General features: G+C 72.3%; 9 protein-coding genes. 6 read left to right on the top strand and 3 right to left on the bottom strand.

Annotated elements, in window-relative coordinates; translation table 11 throughout:
* The first annotated feature begins 60 nt into the window (after positions 1-60).
* Positions 61-1,566 (top strand): IMP dehydrogenase, encoded by a 1,506-nt coding sequence (gene guaB, locus ACZ68L_RS22590; RefSeq protein WP_469579590.1) that lies wholly within the window; start codon positions 61-63, stop codon positions 1,564-1,566.
* A 105-nt stretch (positions 1,567-1,671) separates the two neighbouring features.
* The gene (locus tag ACZ68L_RS22585) at positions 1,672-2,796 is read left to right on the top strand and encodes a GuaB3 family IMP dehydrogenase-related protein (RefSeq protein ID WP_361441581.1); all 1,125 of its coding nucleotides are present in this window, start codon (positions 1,672-1,674) and stop codon (positions 2,794-2,796) included.
* Positions 2,797-2,869: 73 nt separating this feature from the next.
* Here ACZ68L_RS22585 and ACZ68L_RS22580 read toward each other — a convergent pair whose 3' ends face one another.
* Positions 2,870-3,478, bottom strand: coding sequence for a hypothetical protein (locus ACZ68L_RS22580; protein ID WP_469579588.1), 609 nt, complete (start codon positions 3,476-3,478; stop codon positions 2,870-2,872).
* A 105-nt stretch (positions 3,479-3,583) separates the two neighbouring features.
* Positions 3,584-4,846, bottom strand: a complete 1,263-nt coding sequence (locus ACZ68L_RS22575; protein WP_469579587.1) for a nucleotide sugar dehydrogenase — start codon at positions 4,844-4,846, stop codon at positions 3,584-3,586.
* 251 nt (positions 4,847-5,097) lie between these two features.
* Here ACZ68L_RS22575 and ACZ68L_RS22570 point away from each other — a divergent pair, with 251 nt between their 5' ends.
* A complete protein-coding gene (locus tag ACZ68L_RS22570) occupies positions 5,098-6,804 on the top strand; it encodes a glycerol-3-phosphate dehydrogenase/oxidase (protein WP_469579585.1) in 1,707 nt (568 codons plus the stop codon).
* A 154-nt stretch (positions 6,805-6,958) separates the two neighbouring features.
* On the opposite strand, the gene ACZ68L_RS22565 is transcribed toward ACZ68L_RS22570, so the two are convergent.
* Positions 6,959-8,038, bottom strand: a complete 1,080-nt coding sequence (locus tag ACZ68L_RS22565) for a serine hydrolase domain-containing protein (RefSeq protein ID WP_469579584.1) — start codon at positions 8,036-8,038, stop codon at positions 6,959-6,961.
* 120 nt (positions 8,039-8,158) lie between these two features.
* Between ACZ68L_RS22565 and ACZ68L_RS22560 the strand changes: the two genes are divergently transcribed.
* From ACZ68L_RS22560 to ACZ68L_RS22550, 3 genes are all read left to right on the top strand, one after another.
* On the top strand, positions 8,159-10,141 hold the full coding sequence (locus ACZ68L_RS22560; protein ID WP_469579582.1) for a serine/threonine-protein kinase: 1,983 nt from the start codon (positions 8,159-8,161) through the stop codon (positions 10,139-10,141).
* 182 nt (positions 10,142-10,323) lie between these two features.
* Positions 10,324-13,140 carry a protein kinase gene (locus tag ACZ68L_RS22555; RefSeq protein ID WP_469579580.1) on the top strand — a complete coding sequence of 939 codons (2,817 nt, stop codon included), beginning with the start codon at positions 10,324-10,326 and terminating at the stop codon, positions 13,138-13,140.
* Positions 13,141-13,271: 131 nt separating this feature from the next.
* Positions 13,272-14,948 carry a serine/threonine-protein kinase gene (locus tag ACZ68L_RS22550; RefSeq protein ID WP_469579578.1) on the top strand — a complete coding sequence of 559 codons (1,677 nt, stop codon included), beginning with the start codon at positions 13,272-13,274 and terminating at the stop codon, positions 14,946-14,948.
* Positions 14,949-14,961 lie beyond the last annotated feature (13 nt).

Raw genomic sequence — 14,961 nt, 5'->3', positions numbered from 1 at the left:
ACCCCCGAAGGCCGTTAGCATGGACATCCGCACCGATCAAGGCCATTTGGGGAAGGTGTCATGACTGCAAACGTCGACGGAGTGCCCGAGAAATTCGCGACGCTCGGGCTGACATACGACGACGTGCTGCTGCTGCCCGGCGCGTCCGACATGGCGCCCGACCAGATCGACACCTCCTCGTACATCTCCAGGAACGTGCGGGTGAACATCCCGCTGCTCTCCGCCGCGATGGACAAGGTCACCGAGGCCCGCATGGCGATCGCCATGGCCCGGCAGGGCGGCGCCGGTGTGCTGCACCGCAACCTCTCCATCGCCGACCAGGCCAACCAGGTCGACCTGGTCAAGCGCTCCGAGTCCGGCATGGTGACCGACCCGATCACGGTGCACCCGGACGCGACGCTGCGCGACGCCGACGAACTGTGCGCCAAGTTCCGCATCAGCGGCGTCCCGGTCACGGACGTCGCGGGCAAGCTGCTCGGCATCGTCACCAACCGTGACATGGCCTTCGAGTCGGACCGTACGCGCCAGGTGCGCGAGGTCATGACGCCGATGCCGCTGGTCACCGGCAAGGTCGGCATCTCCGGCGTGGACGCCATGGAACTGCTGCGCCGCCACAAGATCGAGAAGCTTCCGCTGGTCGACGAGGCGGGGGTCCTCAAGGGCCTCATCACCGTCAAGGACTTCGTCAAGGCCGAGAAGTACCCGAACGCCGCCAAGGACAAGGAAGGCCGGCTGCTGGTCGGCGCGGCCGTCGGTGTCGCGGGCGACGCCTTCGAGCGGGCCCAGGCGCTCATCGAGGCGGGCGTCGACTTCATCGTCGTCGACACCGCCCACGGACACTCCCGGCTGGTCGGCGACATGGTCGCCAAGATCAAGTCGAACACCTCCGGTGTCGACGTCATCGGCGGCAACATCGCCACCCGTGACGGCGCCCAGTCGCTGATCGACGCCGGCGTCGACGGCATCAAGGTCGGCGTCGGCCCCGGCTCCATCTGCACCACCCGAGTCGTCGCCGGCATCGGCGTCCCGCAGGTCACCGCCATCTACGAGGCGTCGCTCGCCGCCAAGGCGGCCGGTGTCCCGGTCATCGGCGACGGCGGCCTGCAGTACTCCGGCGACATCGCCAAGGCCCTGGTGGCCGGCGCGGACACCGTGATGCTCGGCTCGCTGCTGGCGGGCTGCGAGGAGTCCCCGGGCGAGCTGCTCTTCATCAACGGCAAGCAGTTCAAGTCGTACCGCGGCATGGGTTCGCTCGCCGCGATGCAGACCCGTGGCGACCGCAAGTCCTTCTCCAAGGACCGCTACTTCCAGGAGGGCGTCGCCTCCGACGAGAAGCTGGTCCCCGAGGGCATCGAGGGCCAGGTCCCCTACCGCGGCCCGCTCTCGGCGGTCGTCCACCAGCTCACCGGCGGCCTGCGCCAGTCGATGTTCTACGTCGGCGGGCGTACCGTCCCGGAGCTCCAGGCCAACGGCAGGTTCGTCCGGATCACCTCGGCGGGGCTCAAGGAGAGCCACCCGCACGACATCCAGATGACGGTCGAAGCGCCGAACTACAGCAGGAAGTAACGCGTCAGCGCAGCTGAGGGGCGGCCCGGGGTTCCCGGGACCGCCCCTCAGTCGTGTGTCGGGGATACTGGACAGCGCAGACATAGAGGGAAAGGCCACACCATCGTGACTGAGATCGAGATCGGGCGCGGCAAGCGCGGCCGCCGGGCGTACGCATTCGACGACATCGCCGTCGTTCCGAGCCGCCGTACCCGCGACCCGAAGGAGGTCTCGATCGCCTGGCAGATCGACGCCTACCGTTTCGAGCTGCCGTTCCTGGCGGCTCCCATGGACTCCGTGGTCTCCCCGCAGACCGCGATCCGCATCGGTGAGCTGGGCGGCCTCGGTGTCCTCAACCTTGAGGGCCTGTGGACCCGGCACGCCGACCCGCAGCCGCTGCTCGACGAGATCGCCGAGATGCCCGTCGAGTCGGCGACCCGCCGCCTGCAGGAGATCTACTCCGCCCCCATCCAGGAGGAGCTGATCGGCCGGCGCATCAAGGAGGTGCGCGACTCCGGCGTCGTCACCGCCGCCGCGCTCTCCCCGCAGCGCACCGCGCAGTTCTCCAAGGCCGTGGTCGACGCGGGCGTGGACATCTTCGTCATCCGCGGTACGACGGTCTCCGCCGAGCACGTCTCCGGTGCGGCCGAGCCGCTCAACCTCAAGCAGTTCATCTACGAGCTGGACGTCCCGGTGATCGTCGGCGGCTGCGCCACGTACACCGCCGCCCTGCACCTGATGCGGACCGGTGCGGCCGGTGTCCTCGTCGGCTTCGGCGGCGGCGCCGCGCACACCACGCGCAACGTCTTCGGCATCCAGGTCCCGATGGCGACCGCGGTCGCCGATGTGGCCGGAGCCCGCCGCGACTACATGGACGAGTCCGGCGGCCGGTACGTGCACGTGATCGCGGACGGCGGCGTCGGCTGGTCCGGCGACCTGCCCAAGGCCATCGCCTGCGGCGCGGACGCCGTGATGATGGGCTCCCCGCTGGCCCGCGCGACGGACGCGCCGGGCCGCGGCCGGCACTGGGGCATGGAGGCCGTCCACGAGGACGTGCCGCGCGGCAAGCTGGTGGACCTGGGCTCCGTCGGCACGACCGAGGAGGTCCTCACCGGTCCTTCGCACACCCCCGACGGCTCGATGAACATCTTCGGTGCGCTGCGCCGGGCGATGGCGACGACGGGGTACAGCGACCTCAAGGAGTTCCAGCGCGTCGAGGTGACGGTGGCGGACTCGCAGCACCGCCGCTGAGTACGCCCGGCAGCACGGCAGGAGGCCCGGACCGCAGACGCGGTCCGGGCCTCCTGCCGTGTCCGTACAGGCGCTACGCGGCCTTCTTGGCGCCACCGAACGCGGCCACGGCACCGAGCAGCAGGAAGAGGTAGGTCTTGAAGTTCGCCGCCTCGCTCCACGCCTTCGTCAGCACGTCGAAGTGGTCGAAGAAGAGGCTGGAGGCGGACTGGTGGGCCAGGTCGGAGAAGGTGATCGAGATGCCCACGAGCTGGCCGAGGTAGACGGCGCCCACCGACAGAACGGCGCTGACCACGGGCAGCACCGGGTTCTGTCCGCCGACCTTGCTCGCCGCGAAGCCGACGAGGAATCCGACGCCGACGGCGATGTAGCCGACCTCGCGCTCGATCGCACCCGCGATGACGCCGTACAGGAAGGCCGCGACGAGCGCCGTGACCACCGCCGTGAGCAGGCCGAGGCCCAGGTTGTCGCGGGCGGGGGCCGGCGGGGAGAACGGCGCTCCGCCGAACGCGGCGCCGGGCTGACCGGGCTGGCCGTACGGGCCGGGCTGCTGACCCGCGAACGGGTTGCCGGTGGGGGCACCGGGCCGGCCGGGCTGCTGGCCGGCGAACGGGTTGCCGCCACCGGGCTGGGCGTCGTACGGCTGCTGCGGCTGGTTCGGCGGTGGCACGGGCTGGCTCATGGTGGTATCCCCCTGGGACGGAAGCGCACGGCTGTGCGAGAAGTGACGCCGCAGGCTAGCAGCCGCCTGTGACACAGCCCACCGAAATCCCCGGGGAGGTCGTTCCTACAGCCGGTGTGCGGCCCCCGCCGGGGTCGCGCCCCGGGTGTCCAGGAGGAGCTGGGCCTTCACCGCGAGGCCCTGGAGATCGTACGTACGGTGGTGCTGGAGCAGCACCGTGAGATCGGCGCTCGATGCCGCCTCGTACAGCGAGTCGGCGCGCGGAACGGGGAGTTCACGTACCCGCCAGTCCAGGACGTGCGGGTCGTGGTAGCCGATCTGGGCGCCCATGTCCATCAGCCGGGTCGCGACCTCCCGGGCGGGGGAGGCCTCCTGGTCCGCGAGGTCCGGCTTGTAGGTGACACCGAGGAGCAGCACCCGGGCACCGCGTACCGACTTGCCGTGCTCGTTCAGCAGGGTGGCGCAGCGCTGGATCACGTACTGCGGCATCCGGTCGTTGATCTCCTGGGCGAGCGAGACCATCCGCAGGGGGTGGCCGGGGGTGCGGCTGTGGTACGGGAGGTAGCCCGGGTCGACGGGGACGCCGTGACCGCCGACGCCGGGGCCCGGACGGAACGGCTGGAAGCCGAAGGGCTTGGTCTCGGCGCACCTGATGACGTCCCACAGATCGACGCCGAGGTCGTGGCAGAGCACCGCCATCTCGTTGACCAGGGCGATGTTGACGTGCCGGAAGTTGGTCTCCAGGACCTTTGTCATCTCGGCCTCGCGCGGCCCGCGGGCCCGGACGACCTTGTCGGTGAGGCGGCCGTAGAAGGCGGCGGCGGACTCGGTGCAGGCGGGGGTGAGGCCGCCGATGACCTTGGGGGTGTTGGCGTAGACGTGTGTCCTGTTGCCGGGGTCGAGGCGGTTGGGGGAGCAGGCGAGGTGGAAGTCGCGGCCGGCGCGCAGCCCCGAGCCCTCTTCGAGCAGGGGCAGCACGTAGCCCTCGGTGGTGCCGGGCTGGACGGACGATTCCAGCAGGACGGTGGTGTGCGGGCGCAGCCGGGCGGCGAGCGCGCGGGTCGCCTCGCCGACGGCGGTGAGGTCGAGGGCGCGGTCGGCGCCGAGCGGGGTGGGCGCGCAGATCACCGCGGTACGGACCCGGCCCAGTTCGGCCGGGTCGGTGGTGGGCCGGAAACCCCCCGAGAGCATCCGGCGGACGTCCGAGGCGGTGAGCGATCCCTCGACGGGGGTGTGGCCCGCGGAGAGCTCCGCGTAGGCGCGTGGGTCGGTGTCGTAGCCGACGGTCTGGACACCGGCGGCGACAGCGGCTTGGGCGAGGGGCAGGCCGAGGTGGCCGAGTCCGATGACAGCGAGGTCTGCGGGCATGTGGATGGGCCGTCCTTCCCTTGGACCGAGAGAGCGGAAAGCGCAACCGCTGGGGACAGCGCAATGTCAGACTAGGCGTAAATATGACCTATATGTCGCATTGTCGGGCTCCCGTCGTCCTGGTGTTGTCCACAGGCGGTGGCCGAAGTCGTGGACGGCGGACAGAATCGAGAGGTGGGCGCGGGGCGTCCGACCGCTCGGTCGGGTCGCGTCCCGTGCCGGACCACCCCGATCTACCCCGGGAGGCAGCGGTGAGGACAGCGACACTGGGACCCGCGGAGCGCGCCGAGGCGCTCGCCGCGATGGCCGAGCGCGAATTGGACGTGCTGGTCGTGGGGGCGGGCGTGGTCGGCGCCGGTACGGCGCTGGACGCGGCGACGAGAGGGCTCTCGACCGGTCTGGTCGAGGCGCGCGACTGGGCCTCGGGCACATCGAGCAGATCGAGCAAGCTGATCCACGGCGGGCTGCGGTATCTGGAGATGCTCGACTTCGCGCTCGTCCGGGAGGCTCTGAAGGAGCGCGGGCTGCTCCTGGAGCGGCTGGCCCCGCACCTGGTGAAGCCCGTGCCGTTCCTCTATCCGCTGCAGCACAAGGGCTGGGAGCGGCTCTACGCCGGCTCCGGTGTGGCGCTCTACGACGCGATGTCGGTGTCGTCGGGGCACGGCCGCGGCCTGCCCCTCCACCGGCATCTCTCCCGCCGCCGCGCCCTGCGGGTCGCCCCGGCGCTCAGGAAGGACGCCCTGGTCGGGGCGTTGCAGTACTACGACGCGCAGATGGACGACGCCCGCTATGTGGCGACCCTGGTGCGCACCGCCGCCGGATACGGCGCCCAGGTGGCGAACCGGGCGCGGGTCATCGGCTTCCTCCGGGAGGGCGAGCGGGTCGTCGGTGTCCGGGTGGAGGACGTCGAGGCGGGCGGGGAGTACGAGGTCAGGGCCAAGCAGGTGGTCAACGCGACCGGGGTCTGGACGGATGACACCCAGGCGCTGATCGGGGAGCGCGGACTGTTCCACGTCCGGGCGTCCAAGGGTATCCACCTCGTCGTCCCGAAGGACCGCATCCACTCCTCGACCGGCCTGATCCTGCGCACCGAGAAGTCCGTCCTCTTCGTCATCCCGTGGGGACGGCACTGGATCGTCGGGACAACGGACACCGACTGGGACCTGGACAAGGCGCATCCGGCGGCGTCCAGCGCCGATATCGACTATCTGCTCGAACACGTCAACTCGGTCCTGGCCACGCCGCTGACCAGGGACGACGTCCAAGGCGTCTACGCGGGCCTGCGGCCGCTGCTGGCCGGCGAGTCGGATGCGACCAGCAAGCTCTCGCGCGAGCACACGGTGGCGCATCCGCTGCCGGGCCTCGTGGTCGTGGCGGGCGGCAAGTACACGACGTACCGGGTGATGGCGAAGGACGCCGTGGACGAGGCGGTGCACGGTCTCGACCAGCGGGTGGCGGAGTGCGTCACGGAGGACATTCCGTTGCTGGGGGCGGAGGGATACCGGGCGCTGTGGAACGCCCGCGCGAGGATCGCGGTCCGGACGGGGCTCCATGTCGCCCGGGTGGAGCATCTGCTCAACCGCTACGGCTCCATGACCGAGGAACTCCTCGATCTGATCGTCGACGACCCGACGCTGGGCGAGCCGCTGCCGTCGGCGGACGACTACCTGAAGGCCGAGATCGTCTACGCCGCCTCGCACGAGGGGGCCCGCCACCTCGACGACGTACTGACCCGCCGGACCCGGATCTCCATCGAGACCTTCGACCGGGGCACGCTCAGCGCCCGGCTCTGCGCGAAGCTGATGGCGCCGGTGCTGGGCTGGGACGACGGGCAGATGGACCGGGAGGTCGAGCGCTACGAGAAGCGGGTGCAGGCGGAGCGGGAGTCGCAGCGCCAGCCGGACGACCTCACGGCGGACGCGGCGCGGCTCGGTGCTCCGGACATCGTGCCGTTGTAGGGGCGCCCACTCGGATCGGGCTCGTACGGGCCGCCCACTCGGATCGGGCTCGTACGGGCCGCTCGTCCGGATCGGGCTCGGGCGGGGCGCCCGCTCGGGTCCTGCTGGGCCGGGCCTCCCGTCCGGGTCCTGCCGGGCTCGCGGGGGCCGGGGCTCAGGCGCGGGGGACGCGAGTGCAGAACTCCGCTTTGAGCAGCGCCGGTTCGAGTGTCGCCGCGTCGTTCAGGGTGTCCGTGTCGACGCGGAATGTGAGGGTGTGCCGGCCGTCGCGCGTGGTGGCGGTACGGACGTAACTGCCCGCTATGCGACCGTTGTGGCCCCAGACGGTGGTGCCGCAGGAGAGCTTCTGCGGATAGATGCCCAGACCGTAGACGCCGTGCGTGGCAACGGTGTTCAGCAGCGTCGCCAGCTGGACGGGCGGGAGGAGGCGTCCGCTCAGCAGGGCCGCGTAGAAGCGGTTCAGGTCGGTGAGCGTGGAGATCAGCTCCCCGGCCGCGCCCGCCGTGCGTGGGTCGAGGGCGGTGACGTCGTGGAGGCTGCCGTCGGCCGGGTCCCGGGTGAAGCCGCGGCCGTGCGGGGCGGGCAGCGCGGTACGGGCGCCGGGGAGGGAAGTGCCGGTGAGGCGGAGGGGGGTGATGATGCGGCGGCGGATCTCGGTGGCGTAGTCGTGTCCGGTGACGCGCCGGACGACGAGTCCGAGCACGACGTAATTGGTGTTGGAGTAGGCATAGCGGCCCGGCGCGTTCGTCGGTCGGTGGGTCAGGGCGAGACGGACCGCCGCGGTGGCGGAGACGGGGCGGGCGGAGGCGTCGGCGGTGTAGTCGTAGAGGCCGCTGGTGTGGCTGAGCAGGGCGCGCAGGGTGATGCGGCGGCCGTCGTTGCCGTTGCCGTGGATCAGCCCCGGCAGCAGCCGCTCGACGGGGTCCGACAGCCGAAGCCTTCCTTCCCGGGCGAGTTGGAGCACGACGGTGGCGACGAAGGTCTTGGTGATGCTGCCGGCCCGGAACCTGTCCGCCCTGCGGATACCGGGGCCCGTCGAGCGGTAGGTGCCGTACGGTGCGGAGGAGGCGCGGTCGGCCAGCAGCGCAGCCGTGGGGGCGCCGCCCACGCCGACGAGCCGGGGAAGGTAGGAGGCCGCGGGCGTGAGATGTGGTTCGCTGGGCAGGGTCGCTGTTCCGAGGCCGAACAGCGCCAGCAGCAACGGGGCGGCGCGCAGCGCCCTGAGCATCGGCATGGCAGGGAATCCCTTTCTCCGGCCCCATCATGACGGGCCCGCGGACCCGGCACCATGGCCGGTCCCGGGGTGAGGGACAATGAACGCTCTGCCAGGGCGGGTTGATCGCAGAGGGGACGCATGTCGGAGGCGGAGCAGGCACGGGAGCCCCAACGGGACAAGGACGGACGTCTCCTTGCGGGGCGCTACCGGCTCGGGGAGGTGCTCGGCCGGGGCGGTATGGGCACGGTCTGGCGTGCCGTCGACGAGACGCTGGGCCGCACGGTCGCGGTCAAGGAGCTGCGGTTCCCCTCGGCCATCGACGAGGACGAGAAGCGCCGCCTCATCACGCGTACGCTGCGCGAGGCGAAGGCGATCGCCCGGATCCGCAACAACGGCGCCGTGACGGTCTTCGACGTGGTCGACGAGGACGACCGGCCGTGGATCGTGATGGAACTCATCGAGGGCAAGTCCCTCGCCGAGGCCATCCGCGAGGACGGGGTGCTGACGCCCCGGCGCGCCGCCGAGGTCGGTCTCGCCATCCTCGACGTGCTGCGCTCGGCGCACCGCGAGGGCATCCTGCACCGCGATGTGAAGCCGTCCAACGTACTGATCGCCGAGGACGGCCGGGTCGTGCTGACCGACTTCGGCATCGCCCAGGTCGAGGGCGACCCGTCGGTCACCTCGACGGGCATGCTCGTCGGCGCACCGTCGTACATCTCGCCGGAGCGCGCCCGGGGGCACAAGCCGGGACCGCCCGCCGACCTGTGGTCGCTCGGCGGACTGCTCTACGCCAGCGTCGAAGGCACCCCGCCGTACGACAAGGGATCGGCCATCGCCACCCTGACGGCGGTGATGACCGAACCGCTCGATCCGCCGAAGAACGCCGGTCCACTCAAAGAGGTCATCTACGGCCTGCTCGCCAAGGACCCCGATCAGCGGCTCGACGAAGCGGGCGCGCGCGCCCTGCTCGACGAGGTGATCCACGCCCCCGAGAAGCCGGACCCGGTGGTGCCCGCGCCCGCCGACGCCACCCAGATCATGGCGCTGCCCGGCCAGGCATCGGCGTCCGGCGCCAGGACGGCCCCGAACTCCGGCGAGCAGGTCGAGGGCACACGGGACCGGCTACGCGGCGCGCTGCGCTCCGTGCGCAACGCGAAGACGACGCCGGCCGCCGCCGCGGCCCCGGCCACCGCGCCGCCCCCGCCCTCGACGCCCCCGAAGGCCGCCTCGGCGAGTGGCGCCGCGGCCCCGGCGAAGCCTGCCCGGCCCCCGGCCACGGCGACCGGGGGCGCGGCCTCCGCCGCCGTACCGCCGCCGCGCCAGGCCACGTCGTCGGCCACCCCGCCCCGCGCGTCCCTCACGGACGTGGTGCCGCGCCGCACCCTGGCGATCATCGCGGCCGTCATCGTGCTCGCCGTGATCGGCACGGTCCTCGCGCTCACGCTCGGCGGCGACGACAAGAACAAGGCGAGCGACGGCAGCGGCAAGGGCGACAAGTCGGCCTCGGCCGGGCCCTCCGCGACCAGCAGCGCCACAGACACCGACAGCGGCAACGGCAGCGGCAAGGCCCAGGACCAGGGCAAGGACCAGGGCAAGGGCGACGACTCGGGCAAGGGGTCGGACGGTTCCAAGGCGGACGACCCGGGCGCCAAGGGCGACGCACTGCCCGCCGGATACGGAACCATCACGAACAAGCAGTTCCACTTCACCATTGCGATGCCCGAGGACTTCCGGCTCGACACCACGTCCGGGCGTAACTCCGGCGGCATCTTCAATGCCGACGGGGGCTTCCCGCGCCTCCAGGTCGACTACACCGCTTCGCCCGGCGGCGACGCCGCCGCGGCCTGGAACGCCGCGAAGGCCGGCGTCGCGGCCAGCAGTAACGGCTACCACCACCTCGGTGTGAAGAAGGTCGAGTACAACGGCTACCCGACCGTCGCCGACTGGCAGTTCGAGCGCACCCAGCAGGGGCAGCGGATCCACGTGCTGAACAGGGGCTTCAAGGTCGACGCCACCCATGGCTACGCGATCATGATCAGCTGCAGGTCGAGCGAGTGGGACGGCAAGGAGTGCCGGACGCTGCGCGAGACCGCGTTCGACACGTTCGCGCCCGCCGACTGATCGATGGGTGAAAAGGGCCGGGATGCACCGACCCCGGCGCGCGTCCGGCCCTTGCCACGTATCGTGAGAGCCTGAAGACCGTACGCAGCCGGAACGGCGGATCAATTGCTCGGTGAGTGAGCGCAATTGATGAATTCGTACGGGTTTCGTGACCGGGGGACAGCGCGCTCTGGGGAGGCGTCGTGGACGACTACGCGGGTCGGGTGCTTGCCGACCGCTACCGCCTTCCGCTGCCCCCGTCCGATGAGTACGAACTGGTCGAGACCCGGGCGTTCGACACCTACAGCGGACAGGAAGTCCTGATCCGGCAGGTGCCGTTGCCCGAAGTGGTGGACGCCGAGGTGCTCGACGCCGACGGCCCGGTGCCGACGGCCCAGCGAGTCACGGGACGCGCGGTGCGACGGTCCACGGACCCGGCGGTCCGGCGCGCCATCGAGGCCGCGCAGGCGGCGGCCCAGGTCCCCGACCATCCCCGGCTCGATCAGGTCTTCGACGTGTTCGCCGAGGCCGGCTCGCTCTGGATCGTGAGCGAATTCGTCATGGCCCGCCCGCTCGCCGCGCTGCTCGCGGAGCGTCCCCTCGATCCCTTTCGGGCCGCCGAGATCGGCTCCGACGTGCTGACGGCGCTGCGGGTGCTGCACGCCCATGGCTGGACCCACCGGAACATCACCGTCCGCACGGTGCTGATCTGCGACGACGGCCGTGTCGTGCTGACCGGTCTGGCGAGCGGTGCGGCCCAGGAGGCGCTCTGCGGGTACGTGCCGACGCCGCAGCCCGACGACGGGGACGAGATCGCCTTCGGCCGCCCGGCGGTCGGGACGGGCCCGACCGGGCCGTACGCACCGCCTCCGCTGCCCCCGTCGCCCCCGCCCGTCCCTCCGGCCGAGGTGCCGGCTTCGCGCGGCCCGGCGGCCATCGAGACGGGCCGCACCACGGGCGACCGGTACGGCGACGACGAGGCGCACGCCGATGACGCGTACCCCGGCGACCGGTCCGGCGACGACCTCCACGGCGATGTGCGGGGCAGCGGGCCGGGCGAACTGGAGTCCGTGCGGCGGCCGGTGAATCCCGCTCTTCCCGTGCCCGCCCCCGGAACGGGAAGCGCCGCGCGGTCGCGGGCCGAGCGCGCCGGAGCCATCGCCGCCTACCGCGCGGGCGCCCGCGCCGCCGCCCGGGTCGGCGAGGACCAGCGCCGGGCCGGGGCGGGCGAGGCGGAGGACACCGGCAGCCTCCCGGTGCAGCGCCCCGCGCGGCCGGAGGACACGGGACCGTCCGACCCGGACAGTCGCCCGCGGCCGACCGACCCCTGGAACCGGGCCGAGGACCCGTACGCCAAGGGCCCGTACGCCGAGGACCCGTACGCCAAGGCTCCGCACGAGGACGACCCGTACGACGACGAGGACGACGAGGACGACGGCGGCTACGGGGACGACGACCAGGCGCCCCCCGGCCGGCGGCTGCATCTCACCGGCACCTGGAGCGACGGCCCCGGCTCCGGGCGTCCCGTCCCCGCCGGAGGCTCGGGCGAGGACGCCCTGCGCGCCGACGCCCGGCGCCACGGCAACTCCCCGGCGCTGCCGGCCCACCCCTCCCCCCAGCGGCAGCAGCCGGGCCGCTGGGACGACGTCGTCGCGGGCGAGGGTTCGGGCCCCGCCTATCGCGGCCCCGCCACCACCCTCGCCGCCGAGCGCGCCCGGCAGACCCGGATCGCCCTCGTCGGCGCGGTCACCGAGCGCTGGGCGCCCGAGCAGGCGGGCCCCGTTCACGAGAACTGGCAGCTGGCGCCGCCGATCGGCCCCGCCACCGACCTCTGGGCACTGGGCGCGCTGCTCTACCGCGCCGTCCAGGGCCACGCGCCGTACCCCGAGGAGAACGCGGCGGAACTGGTCCAGATGGTGTGCGGGGAGCCGCCCGCCTTCGCCGAGGAGTGCGGTCCGCTGCGCCCCGTCGTCGAGTCGCTGCTGCGCCAGGACCCCACCGAGCGGCCGGACTTCGAGGAGCTGAGCGGCTGGCTGCGTTCCCTCGTGCGGTCGGCGCCCGAGCCCGAGGCCGGTCTGGACGTCGTACCGCTGCCGTCCGTCGACAGCGCCCGGCTTCCCATCGTGCGCCGCCGGGGCGAGCTGGTCCGCAGGCGCCGCGGCCGCTTCGGCCAGGGCTCGGCCCACGGCCGCCACCGCCACACCAAGGAGACGACCGACCGGCGCGACAGGCCCGGACCGGAGAGAGCGCCCAGAGCACCGCGCGAGCCCAAGGGCCCCAAGGCGCTGCGCACCCCGCCGCCCGGCCCCCGGCAGGGCGAGGGGCGGGCACCGCGACGGCTGGGGCGGCTGCTGCTGGTGCTGGTCCTGCTGGCCCTGGTCGCGGCCGTCGCGTACGCCATGCTGTTCATGCCCAAGGCGGGCAGCGACTCCGGCGCCCGCTCCTCGGGCCCCGCGTCGTCGGCGTCCGGCTCACCGGAGCCCGGCGGCGGCGGGACCGGCGGACAGTCGTCCACACAGCCCCCCGGCGCCCAGCAGCCGCAGACCAGCCGCTCCGCCGTCGCGCTCGCTCCCGGCTACGCCCTGCGCAAGGACCCGGAGGGTTTCGAGGTCGGGGTACCCAAGGGCTGGCAGCGCAGTCCCGCCAACGCGGACCGTCAGATCCGGTACGGCAGCGACGGGTTCAGCCTGCTGATCGTCCCCGGACGCGACACCGTCAAGGCCAATGGCGGCGACCCCCTCGTCTACCAGGCCGAGAAGGAACTGGAGTTGCGGCCCTTCCGTGACTCCAGTTGGTCGGGGTCGAGCGGGCTGCGCCGGATCGACGTCGGCCGACAGGCCATGGCCGAGGGCCAGTTCACCTGGCAGGACGCCTCCGGCCGTGAGGTGTACGCCCGTAACCTCGCGATGATCGTCGACGGCCGCTACCACATTCTCCAGGTCATCGGCCCGGAAAACCGGCGCGACAAGGTTTCGGACATCTACGAACAAGCCATCGCCTCCTACCGCGTGACGCACTGAAACATCCCGGTGACTCGGCCGGACGACGGCGGAGCGACAAGCATCACAGTGCGGTCTCGTGGGGGAGGCGAGGTTCCGTGGCCGTGCACCCCCTCCGTAATCTGGCCTCCGAGGGAACGGGGCGGGGAGACGTGGATCGATCACAAGGCACGGACGCGGGACTGGTGCTGGCCGGAAGGTACCGGCTCGGCGAAGTCCTCGGGCGCGGCGGCATGGGCAAGGTCTGGCGGGCCCACGACGAGGTGCTGGGCCGCACGGTCGCGGTCAAGGAGCTGACAGCCGGGCTGTACGTCGCCGAGGCCGACCGGATCGTGCTGCACGCACGCACGCAGAAGGAGGCCCGCGCGGCGGCCCGGATCACGCACCCGGGCGTGGTCACGGTGCACGACGTGATCGAGTACGACAACCGGCCCTGGATCGTCATGCAGTACGTCGACGGCCCGTCACTCGCCGACGAGGCCAAGGAGTCCGGCGAGATCGAGCCGCGCGAGGCCGCCAGGATCGGACTCCATGTGCTGGGCGCCCTGCGCGCCGCACACGGCGCGGGGGTCCTGCACCGGGACGTGAAGCCCGGCAACGTCCTTCTGGCCAAGGACGGCCAGGTGCTGCTCACCGACTTCGGGATCGCGGCGATAGAGGGCGACTCGACCATCACCAGGACCGGTGAACTGGTCGGCTCCATCGACTATCTGGCGCCCGAACGGGTACGCGGCGGCGATCCCGGCCCCGCGTCCGACCTGTGGTCCCTCGGCGCCACGCTCTACACCGCGGTCGAGGGGCGCTCGCCGTTCCGCCGTACGTCCCCGATCTCCACCATGCAGGCCGTCGTCACCGAGGAACCGCCGCCGCCCCGGAAGGCGGGCCCGCTCGCCCCCGTGATCACCGCGCTGCTCCGCAAGGAGCCCGACGACCGGCCGTCGGCGGCGGAGGCGGAACGGATGCTGCTGGAGGCCATGGAGGGCCGCGAACCGCGAGCCGCGCAGGCGTACGTACCGACGCAGCGCGTCCCCGACGAGGTGCTGCGCACGCTGGACCAGGACGCCGCTTCCGGGGCGGGTGCGGCAGGCGCGGCTCAACTGCCCCAACCGGCGGCCGGTTCCGCATCGGGCCCGGCGTCGCCCCCGGTGACCCGGCGCAGCGGTGGCCGGTGGCGTACGGCGGTCCTGGTCATCGCCGCCGCCGCGCTGGTGGGCGGCGGTGCGGGGCTCGCCGCGATGAAGTACGGCGACCGCGCGGAGAACTCCGCCGGGCGCGGCGGCACGGGCACCCACGCGAGCGGGACCCCCACGGCCCCCAGGACGCTCGGCACTCCGTCGGCGCCGAAGCCCGATCGGCCGGTCAACGGCATACCCAAGGGCTGGCACCGGGTGGACGACCCCGAGGGGTTCAGCCTGACCGTGCCCGTCGGCTGGGAGCGCCGGGCGAACCGCAACCAGATCGACTACACGCCGGACAACGGGGTGCACTACATCCGGATCAGCGTCGACCCGGCGCCGGACTTCGAGAACTCGTACATGCACATGCTGAATCTGGAGAAGCAGCTGGCCAAGCGGCTGCCCGAGTACAAGAGCAGGACCCTGCACTCCAACACGTACCGCGACCGGCCGGGCTCGCTCTGGGAGTTCACCTGGACCGAGACCAAGGACCACCCGGGGCCGCGCCACGCGATCGAGCAGATGTACTTCGGGGAGGACGGGGGTCCGGAGTATGCGATGTACATGACGGGGCCGGCGTCGGACTGGGACACCACGCGGGAACAGTTCGAGACGATACTGCGCGGATGGCGGGCGCCCGACGGCTCCGACTGACGCCCGTCGGATC

The sequence above is a fragment of the Streptomyces sp. NPDC104309 genome (assembly GCF_055584025.1).
Note: the sequence above shows the minus strand (reverse complement) of the source record. Positions and strands in the feature narration are given on the sequence as shown.